The 17,958-nt window shown below is 35.4% G+C and carries 16 protein-coding genes; 13 read left to right on the top strand and 3 right to left on the bottom strand.

Annotation, left to right across the window (positions count from 1 at the left end; genetic code table 11):
- Positions 1–109 precede the first annotated feature (109 nt).
- On the bottom strand, positions 110–988 hold the full coding sequence (locus STA7437_RS09060) for a phosphate/phosphite/phosphonate ABC transporter substrate-binding protein (RefSeq protein ID WP_015193084.1): 879 nt from the start codon (positions 986–988) through the stop codon (positions 110–112).
- 258 nt (positions 989–1,246) lie between these two features.
- Between STA7437_RS09060 and STA7437_RS09055 the strand changes: the two genes are divergently transcribed.
- From STA7437_RS09055 to STA7437_RS09020, 8 genes are all read left to right on the top strand, one after another.
- Positions 1,247–2,416 carry a glycosyltransferase family 4 protein gene (locus STA7437_RS09055; RefSeq protein WP_015193083.1) on the top strand — a complete coding sequence of 390 codons (1,170 nt, stop codon included), beginning with the start codon at positions 1,247–1,249 and terminating at the stop codon, positions 2,414–2,416.
- A 29-nt stretch (positions 2,417–2,445) separates the two neighbouring features.
- Positions 2,446–4,647 carry a GumC family protein gene (locus STA7437_RS09050; RefSeq protein ID WP_015193082.1) on the top strand — a complete coding sequence of 734 codons (2,202 nt, stop codon included), beginning with the start codon at positions 2,446–2,448 and terminating at the stop codon, positions 4,645–4,647.
- A 16-nt stretch (positions 4,648–4,663) separates the two neighbouring features.
- Positions 4,664–5,989: a flippase gene (locus STA7437_RS09045; protein ID WP_015193081.1), complete on the top strand. Its 1,326-nt coding sequence runs from the start codon at positions 4,664–4,666 to the stop codon at positions 5,987–5,989.
- Between the two features lie 23 nt (positions 5,990–6,012).
- On the top strand, positions 6,013–6,987 hold the full coding sequence (locus tag STA7437_RS09040) for a glycosyltransferase family 2 protein (RefSeq protein WP_015193080.1): 975 nt from the start codon (positions 6,013–6,015) through the stop codon (positions 6,985–6,987).
- Positions 6,975–8,069, top strand: coding sequence for a glycosyltransferase (locus STA7437_RS09035; protein ID WP_015193079.1), 1,095 nt, complete (start codon positions 6,975–6,977; stop codon positions 8,067–8,069). The genes STA7437_RS09040 and STA7437_RS09035 overlap by 13 nt, the downstream gene beginning before the upstream one ends.
- A gap of 99 nt (positions 8,070–8,168) precedes the next feature.
- Positions 8,169–9,401, top strand: a complete 1,233-nt coding sequence (locus STA7437_RS09030; protein ID WP_015193078.1) for an O-antigen ligase family protein — start codon at positions 8,169–8,171, stop codon at positions 9,399–9,401.
- 184 nt (positions 9,402–9,585) lie between these two features.
- Positions 9,586–10,854 (top strand): glycosyltransferase, encoded by a 1,269-nt coding sequence (locus STA7437_RS09025; protein ID WP_015193077.1) that lies wholly within the window; start codon positions 9,586–9,588, stop codon positions 10,852–10,854.
- Positions 10,847–11,653 carry a PIG-L deacetylase family protein gene (locus STA7437_RS09020; RefSeq protein WP_015193076.1) on the top strand — a complete coding sequence of 269 codons (807 nt, stop codon included), beginning with the start codon at positions 10,847–10,849 and terminating at the stop codon, positions 11,651–11,653. The genes STA7437_RS09025 and STA7437_RS09020 overlap by 8 nt, the downstream gene beginning before the upstream one ends.
- Positions 11,654–11,707: 54 nt before the next feature.
- On the opposite strand, the gene fni is transcribed toward STA7437_RS09020, so the two are convergent.
- Complete coding sequence (fni, locus tag STA7437_RS09015) at positions 11,708–12,745, bottom strand: type 2 isopentenyl-diphosphate Delta-isomerase (RefSeq protein WP_015193075.1); 1,038 nt, start codon at positions 12,743–12,745, stop codon at positions 11,708–11,710.
- Positions 12,729–13,277 carry a bifunctional pyr operon transcriptional regulator/uracil phosphoribosyltransferase PyrR gene (gene pyrR / locus STA7437_RS09010; RefSeq protein ID WP_015193074.1) on the bottom strand — a complete coding sequence of 183 codons (549 nt, stop codon included), beginning with the start codon at positions 13,275–13,277 and terminating at the stop codon, positions 12,729–12,731. Before pyrR ends, fni begins: the two co-directional genes overlap by 17 nt.
- A gap of 165 nt (positions 13,278–13,442) precedes the next feature.
- On the opposite strand from pyrR, the gene hemE reads away from it, so the two are divergent.
- The 5 genes from hemE to STA7437_RS08985 all read left to right on the top strand — a co-directional run bounded on the left by hemE (position 13,443) and on the right by STA7437_RS08985 (position 17,794).
- Complete coding sequence (gene hemE / locus STA7437_RS09005) at positions 13,443–14,507, top strand: uroporphyrinogen decarboxylase (RefSeq protein WP_015193073.1); 1,065 nt, start codon at positions 13,443–13,445, stop codon at positions 14,505–14,507.
- A 185-nt stretch (positions 14,508–14,692) separates the two neighbouring features.
- Entirely contained in the window at positions 14,693–14,959 is a 267-nt protein-coding gene (locus STA7437_RS09000) for a hypothetical protein (protein ID WP_015193072.1), read from the top strand.
- Between the two features lie 73 nt (positions 14,960–15,032).
- Positions 15,033–15,383: a type II toxin-antitoxin system VapC family toxin gene (locus STA7437_RS08995; protein WP_216087104.1), complete on the top strand. Its 351-nt coding sequence runs from the start codon at positions 15,033–15,035 to the stop codon at positions 15,381–15,383.
- A gap of 264 nt (positions 15,384–15,647) precedes the next feature.
- On the top strand, positions 15,648–16,622 hold the full coding sequence (locus tag STA7437_RS08990) for an NAD-dependent epimerase/dehydratase family protein (protein ID WP_015193071.1): 975 nt from the start codon (positions 15,648–15,650) through the stop codon (positions 16,620–16,622).
- Between the two features lie 83 nt (positions 16,623–16,705).
- On the top strand, positions 16,706–17,794 hold the full coding sequence (locus STA7437_RS08985; protein ID WP_015193070.1) for a serine/threonine-protein kinase: 1,089 nt from the start codon (positions 16,706–16,708) through the stop codon (positions 17,792–17,794).
- Positions 17,795–17,958: the final 164 nt, after the last annotated feature.

Below are 17,958 nucleotides of genomic sequence, written 5' to 3'. Positions count from 1 at the left end.
AACTCATAGCAATTTTCGCGCTCAATGAGGTACAAAGTTAATCGTTTTAAGCAGGAGGCAAAAGGCAGAAGTTAAGTTTACCTACTAAATTAAGCAAGGTAGATTTTTTTTAATTCCCACTTGTTTTTTGAGGAGCTACCAAAACCACAGGTTCATTATTTACTTGTCTTTCAATCGGTTGTACTTTGTTGACTAATTTGATAAATTCTTGATAATCAGGAATTTTGGAGCCAAGAACATAACCTGCATCGGAAACTAGTTCTGAAGGAGCTTGACTCATTACCGTTTTAATGTTCTCTTGCTGATTACGCTCGACGGTAGGGCCAATTAGAACTACCCCGGCGGGAATCCAGCGACTAGTATGAATAACTCGAAACTTAGTCTCGCCGAATTTACTTCGATAACGTTCAAACTCATTTTCTGATAAAGCTCCCGCTACCGCTTTTCCTTGTGCCAATAGGTTAAGCAGTTGTTCGGGGGTAGGAGCGAAAATTATTTTTGCCAAAGTTAAACCATATAAGTCATATAGAGGCAAATAATAGCCTGCTGCTGATCCGGGTTGACCCAAAGCAACAATTTGATTCGCTAATTGACTAACTTGATTGATTTGACTGTCTTCACGAACTACAAAAACTGATCGTTCTAAGCTACTTACCTTGGCTAAGGGAAAAATAGGTAAGTACATTTGTTGACCAATTGCTATTGCTGCTAATCCCGGCGGAGCAAAAACAATTGACCAATTATTTCTTCTAATTTGTTCTAGAGCCTGTAATTCATTATAAGCAGGTTCTAGTTCAACAATTGAGTTAGTTTCTTGGGCTAAGTACTCTTGTAACTGTTGATACTTTTCTACTGACACTGCTTCTTCTCCGTAACCAATCACACCAATAGTGATTTTTTCGGAATTAACTGTGGTCGAACTGCATCCAGCCACGAGCGGAATTAATAACCAGAAACTGAAGAATTTAAACGAGGAGCGAACAAACATTTTTTTCTTAATTTTCAGCAAGTATTACTGAACTTAGATCTTTAAAATTATGAGTTAAATATTTCTCTTCTCATAATTGATAAACTTTAATAATAAAACCTATCAGGTTTAGTTATGAGAAAATTTTAACTAAGTGGTTTCACCTGAAATTAACATTTTTGACAATATCATTGTCTTTATGTACTTTTACATAAACTGACTAATCAAAGTTGAAGCACTGCTAAGTAAATGTAACTATTACTCTAAATATCTATCCTAATGATTACATCTGCAAAACTAGGAAAATCTTTTCACAATAAACAAACAGACAAACGCAAAAATTTCATAACTGCTAACCCAGAAATACAACCTACTAGAGTAATTATGTTAGGACCGAGTCTTCAAGAACAAGGAGGAATGGGCGCGGTATCTAATTTAATTATAGAGTCAGCTACTCCAGAAATACAATTTCAACATATTAGTACTTGGAATGGGCCTAATCTGACCAAGTTGGAATCTTTGCAAGTATTTTGTTTGGCAATATGGCAATTAATTGGGCTACTTCTACAACAAAAAGTAGATTTACTACATCTTCATTTGTCAGAAAGAGGAAGTGCTTGGCGTAATTCTGGATTAATTTTGATTGCTTTATTGTTTAATAAACCAGTAATTCTTCATGCTCATGGAGCAGAGTTTCATACTTTTCATGCTCGACTTAACCCTATTTTCAGAAAATTTCTGAATTGGATTTTACAAAAACCTACTTATTTAATCGTTTTGTCTGAAAGTTGGAGAAAGTTTTATATTTCTCATTGCCATATTCCCGCTCAAAAAGTAGTTGTATTGCATAATCCTGTAGATTTTCCACAACAACTACCAACTAAAAATCAGGATGAGCAGTTTAAATTATTGTTTCTCGGTAAAATTAATCAACGTAAAGGAATTTATGATTTGCTCAAAGCGATCGCTTTAGTTAAAGCAGAATTAAGTCATAAAATAAAATTAATTATTGCTGGTAGTGGTGAGATTAATGAAACTTTGAACCTGGCTCAAGAGTTGGGAATTGAGGAAAAAATTGATTTTTGTGGTTGGGTAAATCGTGAACAAAGAAATCAATTATTAGCTCAAGTAGATCTTTTTTTGTTACCTTCTTACAATGAAGGTTTGCCAATGGCGTTATTAGAAGCTATGAGTTGGGCAATACCAGTAATTACTACACCCGTAGGTGGCATTGGGGAAGTTATTTTTCACAGCGAAACAGGTTGGTTAGTTGAACCAGGTAATAGCCAACAACTTAAAACTGCGATTGAATGTTTACTAGAAAATTTAGATTTGAGAGACAAAATTAGCCAGGCAGCTAGAAATAAAGTTGCTGCATTTAGCATTCAAAAATACAGCATTTCTTTATCGAAACTTTACCAAGATGCGCTAAAAATATGCAAAAATTAAACTTTAACTAAAGGATTATAGATATTATTATGGAAATGCCAACACCACCAGAAGATTTAGATTTTCAAAAATATTGGCTAATTTTAAAGCGTCATAGTGTTCCAGCGACTGGAGTTTTTTTAATAACAGTTATAATTGCAGCTTTGTTAGCTTTATTTTCCGAAAAAAAATACGAAGCTGCTGGTAAGCTTAAATTTATTAAAGAAAATGCTACTTCTGCTTTAGTTACTGAAGCAGGAGAAAAAATTGGCAGATTAGATGCTTTAAAATTTGAAGGTTCTCCTGTTGATACAGAAGCTGAAGTGATTCGTTCTGCACCAGTTGTTCAAAAAACAATTCAAACTTTAAATTTAAAGGATGACAAAGGTGAATTAATTACTTACGAGACTTTTTTAAGAAATTTAGAAGTTACCAATATTCCCGATACAGATATTTTGCAAGTCAGCTATCAAGACCCAGACCCGCAACAAGCACAGTTGATTGTTGACACTTTAATGGATAACTATGTCAATCAAAATGTCTCTGTCAATCGTACAGCAGCATCTTCAGCCAAAGAGTTTATTACTCAACAGTTACCCAAAACTGAACAACAATTAAAACAAGCTGAAGCAAATTTAAGAGCTTTTCAAGAAAAATATCAGGTTGTTAATCTGGGAGTGGAAAGTCAATTATCTGTTAATCAATTGGGAGACATAGATAATCGAATCGATCAGGTTAAAGCCAATTTAGGTAAAGTTAACGAAAGAATTCGAGAATTAGAACTTAAATTAGGTATTAGCTCTCAAGAAGCTTTAAGTTTAAACACTTTGAATGATTCTCCAGCAGTTCAACAGTTGGTTACCAAGCTAAAAGATGTTGAAAATCAATTAGCAAGCGAGCGAAGCCGTTTTCAGGACAATAATCCCAGTATTATTGCTCTCCAAGAAGAAAAAGCTTATTTAGAACAAGAACTAGCTCGTAGAACAGGACGCTCCATCGGTTCTGTTGGTGGTAATCTGCAAACAGGAGACATTGAAAAAGGACTTGCTCAAAATTTGGTTAATTATGAAGTTGAGCGCAAATCTTTAGCAAAAGAATTACAATCGCTCACTGAAGCTAAAGCAAATTACAGACAAAGGTCTAATCTTCTACCTCAACTACAAGAGCAACAGAGAGATTTGGAGCGAAAATTGGAAGTTGCTCAAACAGCGTATCAAACTTTACTGAGAAATCTTCAACAAGCACAAATTGCTGAAAATCAGAATGTTAATAATGCGCAGATAGTTAGTCCTGCGATCGCATCAGAGTTTCCTGTAACCTTAAGTAAGTCGGCGATGCTCGCTGCTGGATTATTTGCTGGTAGTTTGTTGTATGTTGTCACAGCTTTGATTCTTGAACTGAGAGATCCTTCTTTAAAAACTACCAAAGAAGTACGCAGTTTGTTGAATTACAGACTATTAGGAATGATTCCTCATTCTCAACCCCAGAAATTTTTACCAGGGGTGGAGATGCAAGAACCTACTGTACCAGGACGTTTAGTTCAAGAAGTTCCTCATTCTTTGATGAGTGAAGCTTACCGAATGGTACAAGCGAATTTACAATTTTTGGAGCATCAGGAAGATTTAAAATCAATTGTCATAACTAGTTCAATTCCTCAAGAAGGAAAATCGACAGTTTCGTCGAATTTAGCTACTGCAGTTGCTCAATTAGGCAAAAAAGTACTGTTGATCGATGCCGATGTTCATCATCCTCAGCAACAAGAGATCTGGGAATTAGACAACTCAGTTGGTTTGCTCGATGTACTTCAAAATCAAAATCTGCTCGACCAAGCAATTAAATCGGTTATTCCTAATTTAGATGTGTTGACGGCAGGTAAAGCTTTGCCTAATGCTTTGGCTTTACTAAATTCTCCTCAAATGCGATCGCTCTTTGAGGAATTACAACAAGATTATGACTTAATTATTTTTGATACACCACCATTATTATTGTTTGCTGATGCACTAACTATCGGTAAATTAGCAGATGGAATTTTAATGGTAGTTCGTCCTGGTGTAATTGAACCTAGTAGTGCTAATGCTAGTAAAGAAATGTTAGAACAATCAGGACAAAAGATTTTAGGCTTAGTTGTTAATGGAGTAGTTACTAAATATGAACCAGACAGTTACTACTATCATGCCAAAGCTTACGCTAAAAACTACGGTAACAGATATGTAACGACTATAACTCAGTCGAACGAAAATCAAAACAATTAAAAATTAAAGCGAGTTGATGCGTAAAAAGCTTTTTGCCTTTTCTAATAAACTGAGTAGCCCAAACCTCAGAAAAATTCTCAGCAATATCAGTTGGTTGTTAATTGAGAGAATTTTACGAATGGGTGTCGGTTTTTTCGTGCTAGCTTGGATTGCCAGATATTTAGGAACTGCTCAATTTGGTTTATTAAATTATGGAATAGCTTTTGTCGATCTGTTTGGTAATCTAGCTGATTTAGGATTAAATCAAATCATAATTAGGGATTTAGTCAGTGAACCAGAGCGAAAAAATGAGATTTTAGGCACAGCTTTTATTTTAAGAACGCTTGCTGGAGTAGGAACTTTTTTGCTCAGTTTGATCGCAATTTTCGTGCTTCGTCCTGAAGACCAACTGAGTCAAATTTTAGTTCTAATTCTAGCTCTTCGACTTGTGTTTCAACCGATTGATGTTGTAGACCAACTATTTCAATCTCAGGTACAAGCTAAATATGGTGTTTGGGCAAGAAATACGTCATTTTTGATTATTTCAGTAGTCAGAGTTATCCTGCTAGAAACTCAAGCTTCTTTGATTGCCTTTGCGTGGACATTTTTGATCGAAAGTTTGATTGCCAACATTTTTATAGCGATCGCTTATCAAAAAACTACAGGCAAAATTATCAATTGGCGGAGTAAACTGCTGAGAGCCAAACAGATGATGAGAGTAAGCTGGCCACTGATTTTATCCAGTTTAGCTATTGTAGTTTACCTGCGGATCGATCAAGTTATGCTTGGTCAACTAGCTAGCAATCAAGAAGTGGGAATTTATTCAGCAGCAGTGAAACTGTCAGAGGTATGGCCTTTTATGGTCTTGGCAATTGTTAAGTCTTTTTCTCCTGCTATTATTAGTGCCAAACAAGTCAGTGAAGAGCTTTATTACCAAAAAATTCAGAAACTTGCTAATTTATTAACTCTCATTGTTTATGCGATCGCCATACCCATGACCTTTTTGTCTCACTTTTTAGTAGTGTTTGTGTTTGGTTCGGAGTATGCAGCAGCAGGAACGGTTTTATCAATTCATATTTGGGCTTCAGTTTTTGGTTTTTTAGGCTATATCAAAGAAGTTTGGATTGCTACCGAAGAATTAACTAAATTTGCTTTAGCAGCTAGTGTTTTGGGTGCAATTTTAAATATTATTTTAAATTGGTGGTTAATTCCTATTTATGGCGCAGTGGGAGCAGCGATCGCCACAGTCATTTCTTATGGCTTTGCCGATTATATTATGTGTTTTCTGTATCCTCCTGCTCGTCCAATGGGTCGGGTCATGACTAAAGCAATGACTTTAAATGGTTTATTCAAAAATCGCTAAAGTTATTAATCTCATAATTAAATATGAAAAAAAAACCTTTGGTTAGCATCATAATTAATAATTATAATTATGCAAATTTTATTGCTGAAGCGATTAACAGTGCTTTACGACAAACTTATCAACCCATAGAAATTATTGTGGTTGATGATGGTTCTACGGATAATTCTCGAACAATCATCAATCATTTTCAAGCAGCAATCATACCAATTTTTAAAGAAAATGGCGGTCAAGCTTCTGCTTTTAATGCAGGGTTTGCTGCAAGTTCAGGAGACATAATTTGTTTTCTTGATGCTGATGATATCTTTGTACCTAAAAAAGTAGCAGAAGTAGTAACTACATTGCAAAACAACCCAGAACTAAACTGGTGTTTTCATGATGTTCAATTAGTAGATCAAAATGGCAAGCAAACATTAAATAATAGTCCCAAAAATCCTTCTTTCAAATGTGACCTCAGAGCCAGTATTCAACAAGGTAAAATTACAGGCACTGCTCATTATTTTGAAATTCCACCTACTTCAGGACTATGTTTTAATCGCGGTTTGCTTGAGCAAATTTTACCAATGCCTGAAGGAAAAGGAATTAGTATTGGCGACTCTTATTTACAACACGCTGCCTTATACTTAAGTCCAGGTTTTGTGTTAGGCAAACCTCTAGTTTTACAAAGAATTCACAATAATAACCGCTTTACTTTAACTAAAAATCATCAACAAACTCAGGCGAAAATTTATATACTTTTAAGTTATTGGCTTAAACACAATTTTCCTGCTTTAAAAAAACTTACAGATAAATATATTGCCTTAAGTTTATCTTTGATCTGGTATTACCAAATTTCGGATTTTAATCAAAAATTATTTCAAGATTATTTTAAGTCTTTAACTATCAAAGAAAAAAATTTAATTAGATTGCGAGCAATTTATTATATTTTAAGAAAAATATTTAATGAGTTTTCTTTGAATTCAATTATTAAAAAGAATCTAAGTGAAAGATGGCAAAACTGACAGTTTTCTTAACCTCCTTGGATGGTGGTGGTGCAGAAAGATCAATGGTCAATTTAATCAATGGTCTAGTTCAACAAGGAATTACAGTAGACCTAATTTTAGTTAAACGCGAAGGTCCTTTTGTACCGCTAGTCGATCCTCAAGTCAACATGATTGATTTTGGTGGCAAACGTCTCATCGCTAGTATCGGTGACTTAGTTAATTACTTAAAACGAGAACAACCACAGGCGTTACTTTCTAGTCTGGAAGATACTAATGTTGTTGCGATCGCAGCAAAGCATTTAGCTCGTGTGGCAACTAAAGTAGTAGTTAACGTTCAAAATACCGTTTCTCAAGAATTTAAACATGGAACTAGTTTAAAAAAACGCTTAGCTCCCATAATGGTTCGTTTATTTTATCCTTGGTCAAACGCAATCGTTCCTGTTTCTCAGGGTGTAGCGGATGATTTAATTAAATTAGGTTTATCTCCTCAGTTAATTCAAGTAATTCATAATCCTGTCGTTACACCAGAAATAGCGCAAAAAGTTAACGAACCAGTCACTCATCCTTGGTTTGCACCGAATCAACCTCCTGTCATAGTAGGTGTAGGAAGATTGGATAAACAAAAAGATTTTCCCACTTTAATTCGAGCTTTGGCGAAGGTTCGTCAACAAATTCCTGCACGATTAATGATTCTAGGCGAAGGAAGCGATCGCTCTAGTTTAGAAGCTTTAGTAAAACAATTAGATTTAACCGAAGCAGTAGCTTTACCAGGATTTGTTAATAATCCTTATGCTTACATGGCAAAAGCAAGCGTATTTGTTCTTTCTTCTCTTTATGAAGGTTTACCAACTGTCTTAATTGAAGCCATGGCTGGTGGTACTCCTGTGGTTGCTACCAATTGTCCTAGTGGTCCCTGGGAAATTTTAGCTGGTGGTAAATATGGCAAGTTAGTGGAAATTGGAGATATTCAAGGAATTGCTCAAGCAATTATTGCCACTCTTCAACAACCGCTAGATTCAGAGCTTCTCAAACAAAGAGCTTTTGAATTTTCTTTAGAAAAATCGATAGAAAAATACACTCAAATTTTACAAGTAAATTAATTATGTAATTTTTGGTTTTAATTGATTTAAACAGAATTAAAGCAATTAAGACTTGAATTAAATCTAATTTATCCAAGCTAGTTGATTACATTTAATAATATGCCTGAATTAGTCAGATTAGGAGAAAGGGTTTTAATTGTTAGTTGTTTAATCTATCTAACAGGAACTTGTTATAACTTGTTTCCATTACCCGTCATCTCAGGAATTCAATATTTACTTTACGGATTAGTTTTTTTACTAGTTTTAGCTCGTTGGCAAAGAACGATTAATACAGCAATCAATGACCCTTTTATTTGGCTGTTATTAACCTTAGCAGTTTTGTCTTCTCTTTGGTCTAATGTACCTGGCGATACTTTTAGTAATAGTATTGTTGCTTGGCAAACAGCTTTAGTAGGAGTTTATCTGGCTTCTTGCTATACCACCAAACAACAACTCAAGTTACTAGGTATAGCATTAATTATTGTTATAATTTTCAATTTTATCTACACCTTATTATTTCCTGGATTAGGAATAGATTCAGAAGTACATATTGGAGCTTGGCAAGGAGCTTTTGACCAAAAAAACTTTTTAGCGCAAATTGCTGTTCTCAGTTCTTTAGTATTTTTATTTCTATGTATTATTTTTCGTAAATACCGTTATTTGACTTGGACAGGATTATTTTTATCATTTGTGATGTTGTTGTTATCTACTTCTAAAACTGGACTGGTTGTATTTCTGTCTATAGTTGGTCTTTTGCAATTTTATCGAACTTTACGCTGGCGTAACCCAAGATCTATTTTGATTTTGACTCTCATTGGTTTATTTATTGCTTCTGTAGTGGTTCTTTTAATAGGAAATGCAGAACTAATTGTTACTAGCTTAGGTAAAGACATAACATTAAGTGGTCGTACAGAATTGTGGAACGGTGTAATTGATCAAATTCGACAAAAACCTTGGCTTGGTTACGGAAGAGGTGGTTTTTGGAATTCCGAGAGCAATATGTCAGAAATTGTTGGTTCTTATGTTGCTATCAATTTTCTAGTTCCTGATGCCCATAACGGCTTTTTGGACTTAACTGCTGATTTGGGAATTGTTGGTTTAATTTTATTTTTATGTAGTTTTATTTTTGCTTTTCAAAGAGCTTTTGTTTATGCACGTCTAAATTTTGCTCCCGAAGCTCTTTGGCATTTAACTTATTTATCCTGCTTTTTTCTTTATAATTTGACTGAAAGTTCTGTAATGAAACACAATTCTATTATTTGGACTGTATATATGGTAGTTAGTCTTTCTTTAAATAGAAAAGATTCTCAAAAAAAAGTACCCAAGTTTAAATCTGACTTTAGCTATAATTAACATCGATTAAAAACTATATTTATAGCTCAAAAATATGATTATTATTACTTAAGATCTATCAAAACTGTATATCTTTAATTTATCAATTCTGATATTATTATCTAAATCTTGATTGAGGACATTCGCTGCGAACTTCTCTTGAATATGATTGATCAAACGGGCTAAACTCTTTATCTACTAATTTATGAAAATAGCTTTTGTTGCTCAACCTTGGTCGTTTGCTCGTCCAATTATAGGTTGTGATTCTCTTGGTATCTGGACTTATCAAGTTGCTCGCCGTTTAAATAACTCTACACAAGTTCTTTATTATGGTTTAAAAGATAATAATTATCCGTCGGTTTATCAAGAATCGGGAATAGAGTATCACGGGATCTCATCAAATTTTGACAAATATTTGAAAATATTTAGAATCTTAGACCGATGGCAAATAACTTCTCCTCAACGACCTTTTTTTGCTTCACGTCTTTATGGTTTAGGCTATATTTATCAGGTAGCCAAGAGCCTACAAAAAGAGCAATGCGATCTGATCCATATTCATAATTTTTCTCAATTTGCACCCATTATTAAAGCTTTTAATCCTCACAGTAAAATTGTTTTACATATGCATTGTGAGTGGTTAAATCAACTGAATTGGGAAATGATCAATCGACGACTACAATATATTGATTTAGTAATTAGTTGTAGTGATTATCTTACTGAAAAATCAAGTAAGCGTTTTTCTCATTTAGACAATCGATTTCAAACTGTCTACAATGGAGTAGATACTACACTTTTTACGAATAATTATTCTCAGAATCAAACTCAAGATTACTCTTCAAAAAAAAATAAAAATATCTTATTTGTAGGAAGAATTTCACCAGAAAAAGGCATACATATTTTAGTAGATGCTTTCAAACAAGTAGTTAAACAACATCCAAATACTACTTTAACTATTGCAGGACCAAAAGCAATTGTTTGTCCTGAGTTTTTAGTTCGTTTAGATGATAACCCAAAAGTTCAAAACTTAATCCGCTTTTATCAGAAATCTCAAGATTATTTTGAGTATATTCAATCGCAAATTGAACCAGAAATTGCAGATAAAAATCAATTTACAGGTCCTTTAAATCAGCTTGAATTAGTTGATTATTATCGTCAAGCAGATCTGGTGATCAATCCTTCTCTTAGTGAAGCGTTTGGTATGAGTTTAGTAGAGGCAATGGCAATGGAAATTGCTGTGATTGGTGCTAAAGCGGGGGGAATGCCTAATGTGATTGAGGAAGGCAAAGTAGGATTATTAGCTGAATCAGCAGATACTGAGTCTTTAGTTCAAGCTATTTTACAGTTACTTCAGAATGAAGATACTTGTAAAGCAATGGGTAAAGCTGGTCGTCAGAGAGTATTAAAGTTATTTTGTTGGGATAGAGTCACTGAAAATCTGCTGGATATTTATCAGAATCTGCTTCAACATGGTTAAATTAATCAGAAAAATCTATCAATCGATTCTTAATTCCAAACTAAAGCAATACAACCCAGAAAATTGGCAAAAATCAACGATTGTGTTTGCTCCTCATCAAGACGATGAAACGTTGGGTTGTGGCGGTACAATTATTCGTAAAAAACAAGCAGGAGCAACCGTTAAAATTGTTTTTATGACCGATGGTAGTGGTTCTCATGCTCATTTGATACCCGCAGCAAAGTTAAAACAAATCAGAACGCAAGAAGCGATCGCTGCTGCTGAAGTTTTAGGTGTATCATCAGAAGATGTGCTGTTTTTAGAGTATAAAGACGGCAATTTACAAAGATTTCAAGAGCAAGGAATTGAAAAAGTCGTAGAAATTCTGCAAACTTATCAACCGAAAGAAATTTTTATTCCCTATCATCGAGATGTAATTTCCGATCATATTGCTACTAATCAAATTGTGATTGCTGCTTTAGAGCAATTGAGACTTCCAGCTACAGTGTATGAATATCCTATCTGGTTTTGGCGACATTTTCCTTGGACGAGTTTTGGTGCTAATCTCAAAGAAGCTTTATCAGTTTTAAAAAGCACTGTTTACGCTCGTTTTGGAGTTGAATTTGTGCAAACATTTCATTGTCGAGTTGATATTCAAGACGTTTTGTCACAGAAAAAGAAAGCTTTAGCACAACATAAATCTCAAATGGAACAATTATTACCTAATTGTGGTTGGATTAGACTTCAAGATTTAGTTCGAGGAGAATTTTTAGCTTGTTTTTGCCAAGATTTTGAATTGTTTTACCAAAGAAAAACTTAGACACATTCTGTAGGGAAGATTCATGAATCACCCCTACTAATTTTATGATGGGATTTAACTAATCTTGTGCAAAGAATGCGATCGCTTTAACTCAGTAAGATTTTGATTGCCTGTACAAAATAAAACCGTTTTAATTTCAGCAATCAACAACTGTACCAATTCATCCAAAGCAGTAGGAGACTCAGAAGCTGCTTGTAAAAAAGGAAAAGCTAAACCTGCCAAATCTGCCCCAAGTGCGATCGCTTTAGCTACTTCCATTCCATCTCGTAAACCACCAGAAGCAATCAAAGGAATATCAGGATAGTTGTGGCGGATCTCAACTAAACAATCTGCGGTAGGTAAACCCCAATCAGCAAAGGTTTTTCCCAATCTTCTTTGTAAATTATTTTCTGCCCTCTCACTTTCTACTTTTGCCCAGGAAGTACCTCCTGCACCAGCAACATCGATCGCAACTACTCCTGCTTCAAGCAATTTTCCTGCCATCGATGCAGAAATGCCGTTACCTACTTCCTTCGCAATGACAGGAACAGAAATTTGCTCGCATAGCTGATGGATTTTATCGAGTAAACCTTTAAAATTAGTATCTCCTTTGGGTTGGATACACTCTTGTAGAGGATTAAGATGAAGAATTAAAGCATCAGCTTCAAGAATCTCTACCACCCGTAAACACTGCTCTAAACCATAAGTGTAATTAAGCTGTACCGCACCAAGATTAGCAAATAATAAAGCATCAGGGGCAAGCGATCGCACGGCAAAGGTATCTGCCACGTCGGGGTTTTCCACCGCTACTCGTTGCGAACCTACTCCCATCGCCAAACGGTAGGTTTGAGCTACTTCTGCCAAACGATAGTTAATCATTTTAGCTTCTTCCGTACCGCCAGTCATCGAAGAAATCAACAGAGGCGCACCCAATTGCTTACCCAAAAAAGTAGTTTCGGTCTCAATCTCTGTAAAATCTAATTCTGGCAAACAACAGTGAGTAAAACGGTACTGATCAAAACCGTTCGTCAAACGATGAAACTGTACATCTTCTTCCAAACAAATTCGCAAATGATCTGCTTTACGTGTCTGGGTATTAGTTGTTGTCGTCACCTCTAATCAATTCCACTCCATCTTTACCATCTACACTTTGCAGATAGACTTTGACTTGTTCTTCTTTGGCAGTTGGTAATTTTTTACCAGTAAAATCAGGATGAATAGGTAATTCTCGATGTCCTCGATCTACTAATACCACTAACCTGATCGATTCTGGTCGACCATATTCGGTAACTGCATTAAGGGCAGCGCGAATAGTACGACCTTTATAGATTACATCATCTACTAATACTACGGTTTTGCCAGTTAAATCTACAGGAATTTTAGTTTTTTCAGGAGTACGAACACTGATTTTATCTAAATCGTCTCGATAAAAAGTAATATCGATCGCTCCCATTGGCACTTTGATGTTTTCTAACATCTCGATTTGCTGTGCCAACAGATTAGCAAGAGAAGCTCCTCTAGTATAAATACCAAGCAAAACTATCTCGTTCAAATTCCCAGATTTTTCGATGATCTCAGAAGCTAGACGAGTCAAAGTACGACGAATTTCTTCAGCAGAGAGAATTTCAACTACCCGAACAGGCATTTTTTTCTTGAATTGTATTTTGAATCATCATACCTAACAAAATTATTTTAGTGGTGTAACTAAGTTAAGTACACATAACTACACAATCCTGACCACAATTGATAACTCACGTGATGGTAAGCTAGCAATTGCGCTAAAAAATGCTTATAAGAAGGTCAAACTAGTATGACAAGTTCACCAGAAATTCCTTTATTATTACGTGCTGCTCGTGGTGAAGTATTAGATCGTCCTCCTGTTTGGATGATGCGTCAAGCGGGTAGATATATGAAAGTATATAGAGATTTGCGGGATAAATATCCAGGATTTCGGGAAAGATCGGAAAATCCTGAGATTGCGATTGAAATTTCTTTGCAACCCTGGCGAGCATTTCAACCCGATGGGGTGATTATGTTTTCTGATATTTTAACTCCCTTACCAGGCATCGGTATTGATTTTGATATTGTTGAAAGTAAAGGTCCTTTATTTGAAACTCCTATTCGTACTCAAGCACAAGTAGATCAATTACATCCTCTCCATCCAGAAGAATCTTTACCTTTTATCAAAACTATTTTGCAAAGTTTACGTGCTGAAGTTGGTAATCAATCGACTGTGTTAGGTTTTGTCGGTGCGCCGTGGACTTTAGCTGCTTATGCCATTGAAGGTAAAAGTTCCAAAAATTATTCTGTGATTAAAGGCATGGCATTTTCTGAACCTGCTATGTTACATCAGTTTCTCAGTAAATTAGCAGATGCGATCGCAACTTATGTGCGTTATCAAATCGATTGTGGCGCGCAGGTAGTTCAAATGTTCGATTCTTGGGCTGGAGAATTAAGTCCTCAAGATTACGAAGTTTTTGCTTTACCCTATCAACAGCAAGTAGTTCGTCAAGTTAAAGAAACTCATCCCGACACACCTTTAATTCTTTATATCAGTGGTAGTGCTGGTGTCTTAGAAAGAATGGGTAAGTCTGGAGTAGATCTTGTTAGTGTTGACTGGACAGTCGACATGGCAGAAGCTAGACAAAGATTAGGCAAAGACATGAATGTTCAGGGTAATATCGATCCTGGTGTCTTATTTGGTTCGCACGATGTTATTCGTCAACGTATTTTAGATACCATTCGTAAAGCAGGAAATCGGGGACATATTCTCAATTTGGGACATGGAGTTTTAGTTGGTACTCCTGAAGATAATGTCCGTTTCTTTTTTGAAACTGCGAAACAAGCAGATCAACTAATGGCTGTTCATGCCTAAAAAGATATCAAAGCGGTTATTTTTCTAATATTTTTTTCCCTCCCGATACTGGAGGGGAAATAATTAAATAAGCATTTGAATCTTTCAGTAGTAATTAGTAATTGCTTAATTAGCCCCAGATAACCAAAATAAACTTTAAAATTGAAAGATGTTTGATAATGATGGCATGATCGAAGAGGTGTGAGATGTTCGAGCATCAAATTGCTTTACCCGATAGAGTGTATCAACGCTTGCTGGCTGCTGCTCACGCCAGTGGGGTGACACCTGCGGACTGGATCGCCAATCACTTGCCACAAACGGTAGAAGTTGCGGAAGAATTTGACCCTGCCACGGTCGAACACCTGCTCGGCGGGTTCGACAGCAGGAAACACCTCCGTCCTGTTTCTCCACCAACTGTTTTTGAAGAGGCGATTATTGAAAAAATGACCGAACAGGGGCTGCGTCTGCCATGATTCTGGTAGATGCTTCGCCGTTAATTGCCCTAGTGGATAAAGGACAAGGGGAAGTACACGAATGTTGTTTGTTTTGTCTACCTGGCGTTCTTTACGTCAACGGATGCTGACTACCTGGTGCTGTTATACCGAAGCCATGTACTTTGCCGGACGGCTCGGCGGTTGGTTGGCACAAGAATACCTTTGGCGATTAGCGGAAACGAACGCGCTTGACGTTCATTCCCCAACTCCTAACGAACAAGCCCGAATGCGATCGCTAATGAAGAAATATCAAAATGTACCAATGGACTTAGCAGATGCCTCTCTGGTTGCTCTGGCAGAAACACGGGGCATCTCAACCATTTTCACGCTGGACAAAGATTTTTTCATTTATCGCTGGAACGATACCAATGTATTTAACGTTGTGCCTGATCTCCGTACCTAAAATGCCAGTTTTGCCAGTATACTTCGATAACACAAGCAGCATAAACCAAAATGTTTCATTTGGGTAAGATTGAGAAATTAGAATTGAAAGATTGGACACTGTAAAACGATCGCAGCCTCACTCAACTTCAATTGAGTTTAATTTAATCGAGATTAGTAACTCTATCACACTCAATGTGCTGAAGCTCAACAACTGAAAAAAATCAAACCTTGGGCTTCATTGACAGGAAATAGTAACTGAATAAAAGTAAAAATTGTATTTGCCATGAAGGGAATTTTTATTACAGGTGCGAGTGGGTGCATCGGACATTATATTACCGAAAGTTTAATTAAAGAAACAGACCACGAATTATTTTTACTAGTTAGAAATCCTGATAAATTGAAATTTGACTATCAAGCTCGTTCGGGAATTCATCTTCTTCAAGGCGATTTGCAAGAGATTGAAAAGTATCGAGATTTATTATCTAATCAAATTAATATTGCTATTTTAATTGCTACTGCTTGGGGTGGGACGACAGAAGCGTATGACATTAATGTCAGGAAAACTTTTGCTTTATTAAAGATGCTTAATCCCGAAATTTGTGAGGAAGTAATTTATTTTTCTACAGCTAGTATTTTAGACCGCAATCAACAACTTTTACCCGAAGCGGAGCAGTACGGAACAGATTATATTCGGACTAAATATCAATGTTTTACTAAATTATCCGAGTTAGAAATTGCAGAAAAAATTATTGCTGTCTTTCCAACTTTAGTAGTGGGAGGCAGTGAGAACAAACCTATATCTCATCTTTCCTCGGGTTTACCAGAAGTATTACGTTGGATTGATTTAATTCGTTGGTTAAAAGCCGATGGCAGTTTTCATTTTATCCATGCTCAAGACATTGCAACTATTGTTAATTATTTAGTAGCTAACCCGCAAATTAACTTAAGTCAATGGCAACAAGAAATAGGAGTCAAAAAACTAGTTTTAGGTAATAACCCCACCACAATTAATCAAGCGATCGCAGAAATATGTCATTATTTAAATAAAAGAATTTATGGACGTATTCCTCTTTCGATTGAATTGGCTAATTTTTTAATCAAAGTATTTAAAATTCAGATGGATTCTTGGAGTAGGTTTTCTTTAGAATATCGCCATTTTATCTATCAAAATCCTGTCAATCCTGCTACCTTTGGTTTAAAAAATTACTGTTCAACAATTACAGACATTCTTAAAGTTTCTGGTATTAAAGGAAAGTAAGTTATTAAATTTTTTGGATGTTTCGTGCTATTGTGCAATACAACTTGGTATAAGTAAGCTAGGATACGACTAATGTAGCTACTGTGGACTATCTATCAGAGATATTACCAGGAACTTTAATTGAACGACGCTACCGAGTTAAAAGAACCATAGGACAAGGTGGTATGGGTCGTACCTATTTGGTAGCAGACGAACAACGTTTTAATAAACTTTGTGTGCTTAAAGAGTTTGCACCGCGAGATTTAGAAGCAAGTTTTGTCAATAAATCGCGAGAATTATTTGAAAGAGAAGCAAGAGTCTTAAATAAAATTGATCATCCCCAAATTCCTAAATTTTTAGGCTGGTTTACTGAATTAGGACGATTATTGCTGGTACAAGAGTATATTGATGGTTATACTTATGCCGAACTGCTGCAACAACGCCAACAAGAAGGAAAAACTTTCTCTGAAACGGAAGTAATTCAATGGCTTAAAGATTTATTACCAGTATTAAGTTATATTCACGCTCATAATATTATTCATCGCGATATTAGTCCAGATAACATTATGCTTCCGATTGGCTCAGATAAGCCAATGCTGATTGATTTTGGTTTAGTTAATAAACAAGCTATTACTCAACTGACTGCTTCCCATAATTCACTACAAATACCAACGGCAGTAGGTAAGATTGGTTATTCTCCAAGCGAACAAATTAATGAAGGCAAATACTATTTTAATAGCGATCTTTATGCTTTAGCAGTCACTGCTTTAGTATTATTAATTGGTAAACATCCTCAAACTTTTTTTGATAATTTTAAGCTGAAATGGTACTGGCAAGATTTTGTGACTATAAGAGAAGATTTTGGTAATATTATTGATAAAATGCTAGCAAGAGTTCCTCAAGAACGCTATCAATCTGCTCAAGAAGTTTTAATGGCTTTGTCAACAATTTCAACCGATAATTTTGCTTACGCTTCTTTAACTCCAACAACATTTTTAGAGCCTTTTTCTGATAATTATTCATTAGAAAATACGGTTGAACCAGTTAAAAATAAAACAAAAAAAACGCAAATAATTGTCTTAATTTGTTTAGTTTTTTCTATTATTAGTGTTATTTTAGCCTGGCATTCTCCTTATATTAATGGTTTATGTAATATTTTTAATAACTGTGTGAAAAAAACTGAGCTTGAATAGCCAAAAAATAAATAATTAATCAGGAGCAAAGATTCAAATGATTATTTAATATGGAGCGCGATCGCTTTTGACTAAAGTTAAAGCTTTAAGCCCATTTATGACATCAAATATTTATTTGCAGAGGAAAGTGAAAGCTCACAAATATAAATTAACGTTAATTTTTT

Source organism: Stanieria cyanosphaera PCC 7437, from assembly GCF_000317575.1.
In the GTDB taxonomy this organism is placed as follows: domain Bacteria; phylum Cyanobacteriota; class Cyanobacteriia; order Cyanobacteriales; family Xenococcaceae; genus Stanieria; species Stanieria cyanosphaera.
Note: the sequence above shows the minus strand (reverse complement) of the source record. Positions and strands in the feature narration are given on the sequence as shown.

Bases quoted from the DNA above. Each gene is read 5' to 3' on its own strand.
- STA7437_RS09030 (WP_015193078.1), top strand. From the start codon at position 8,169: ATGCCTGAATTAGTCAGATTAGGAGAAAGGGTTTTAATTGTTAGTTGT.
- STA7437_RS08990 (WP_015193071.1), top strand. From the start codon at position 15,648: ATGAAGGGAATTTTTATTACAGGTGCGAGTGGGTGCATCGGACATTAT.
- STA7437_RS09050 (WP_015193082.1), top strand. From the start codon at position 2,446: ATGGAAATGCCAACACCACCAGAAGATTTAGATTTTCAAAAATATTGG.
- STA7437_RS09055 (WP_015193083.1), top strand. From the start codon at position 1,247: ATGATTACATCTGCAAAACTAGGAAAATCTTTTCACAATAAACAAACA.
- pyrR (WP_015193074.1), bottom strand. From the start codon at position 13,277: ATGCCTGTTCGGGTAGTTGAAATTCTCTCTGCTGAAGAAATTCGTCGT.
- STA7437_RS09040 (WP_015193080.1), top strand. From the start codon at position 6,013: ATGAAAAAAAAACCTTTGGTTAGCATCATAATTAATAATTATAATTAT.
- STA7437_RS09020 (WP_015193076.1), top strand. From the start codon at position 10,847: ATGGTTAAATTAATCAGAAAAATCTATCAATCGATTCTTAATTCCAAA.
- STA7437_RS09045 (WP_015193081.1), top strand. From the start codon at position 4,664: ATGCGTAAAAAGCTTTTTGCCTTTTCTAATAAACTGAGTAGCCCAAAC.
- STA7437_RS09060 (WP_015193084.1), bottom strand. From the start codon at position 988: ATGTTTGTTCGCTCCTCGTTTAAATTCTTCAGTTTCTGGTTATTAATT.
- STA7437_RS09000 (WP_015193072.1), top strand. From the start codon at position 14,693: ATGTTCGAGCATCAAATTGCTTTACCCGATAGAGTGTATCAACGCTTG.
- hemE (WP_015193073.1), top strand. From the start codon at position 13,443: ATGACAAGTTCACCAGAAATTCCTTTATTATTACGTGCTGCTCGTGGT.
- STA7437_RS09035 (WP_015193079.1), top strand. From the start codon at position 6,975: ATGGCAAAACTGACAGTTTTCTTAACCTCCTTGGATGGTGGTGGTGCA.
- STA7437_RS09025 (WP_015193077.1), top strand. From the start codon at position 9,586: ATGAAAATAGCTTTTGTTGCTCAACCTTGGTCGTTTGCTCGTCCAATT.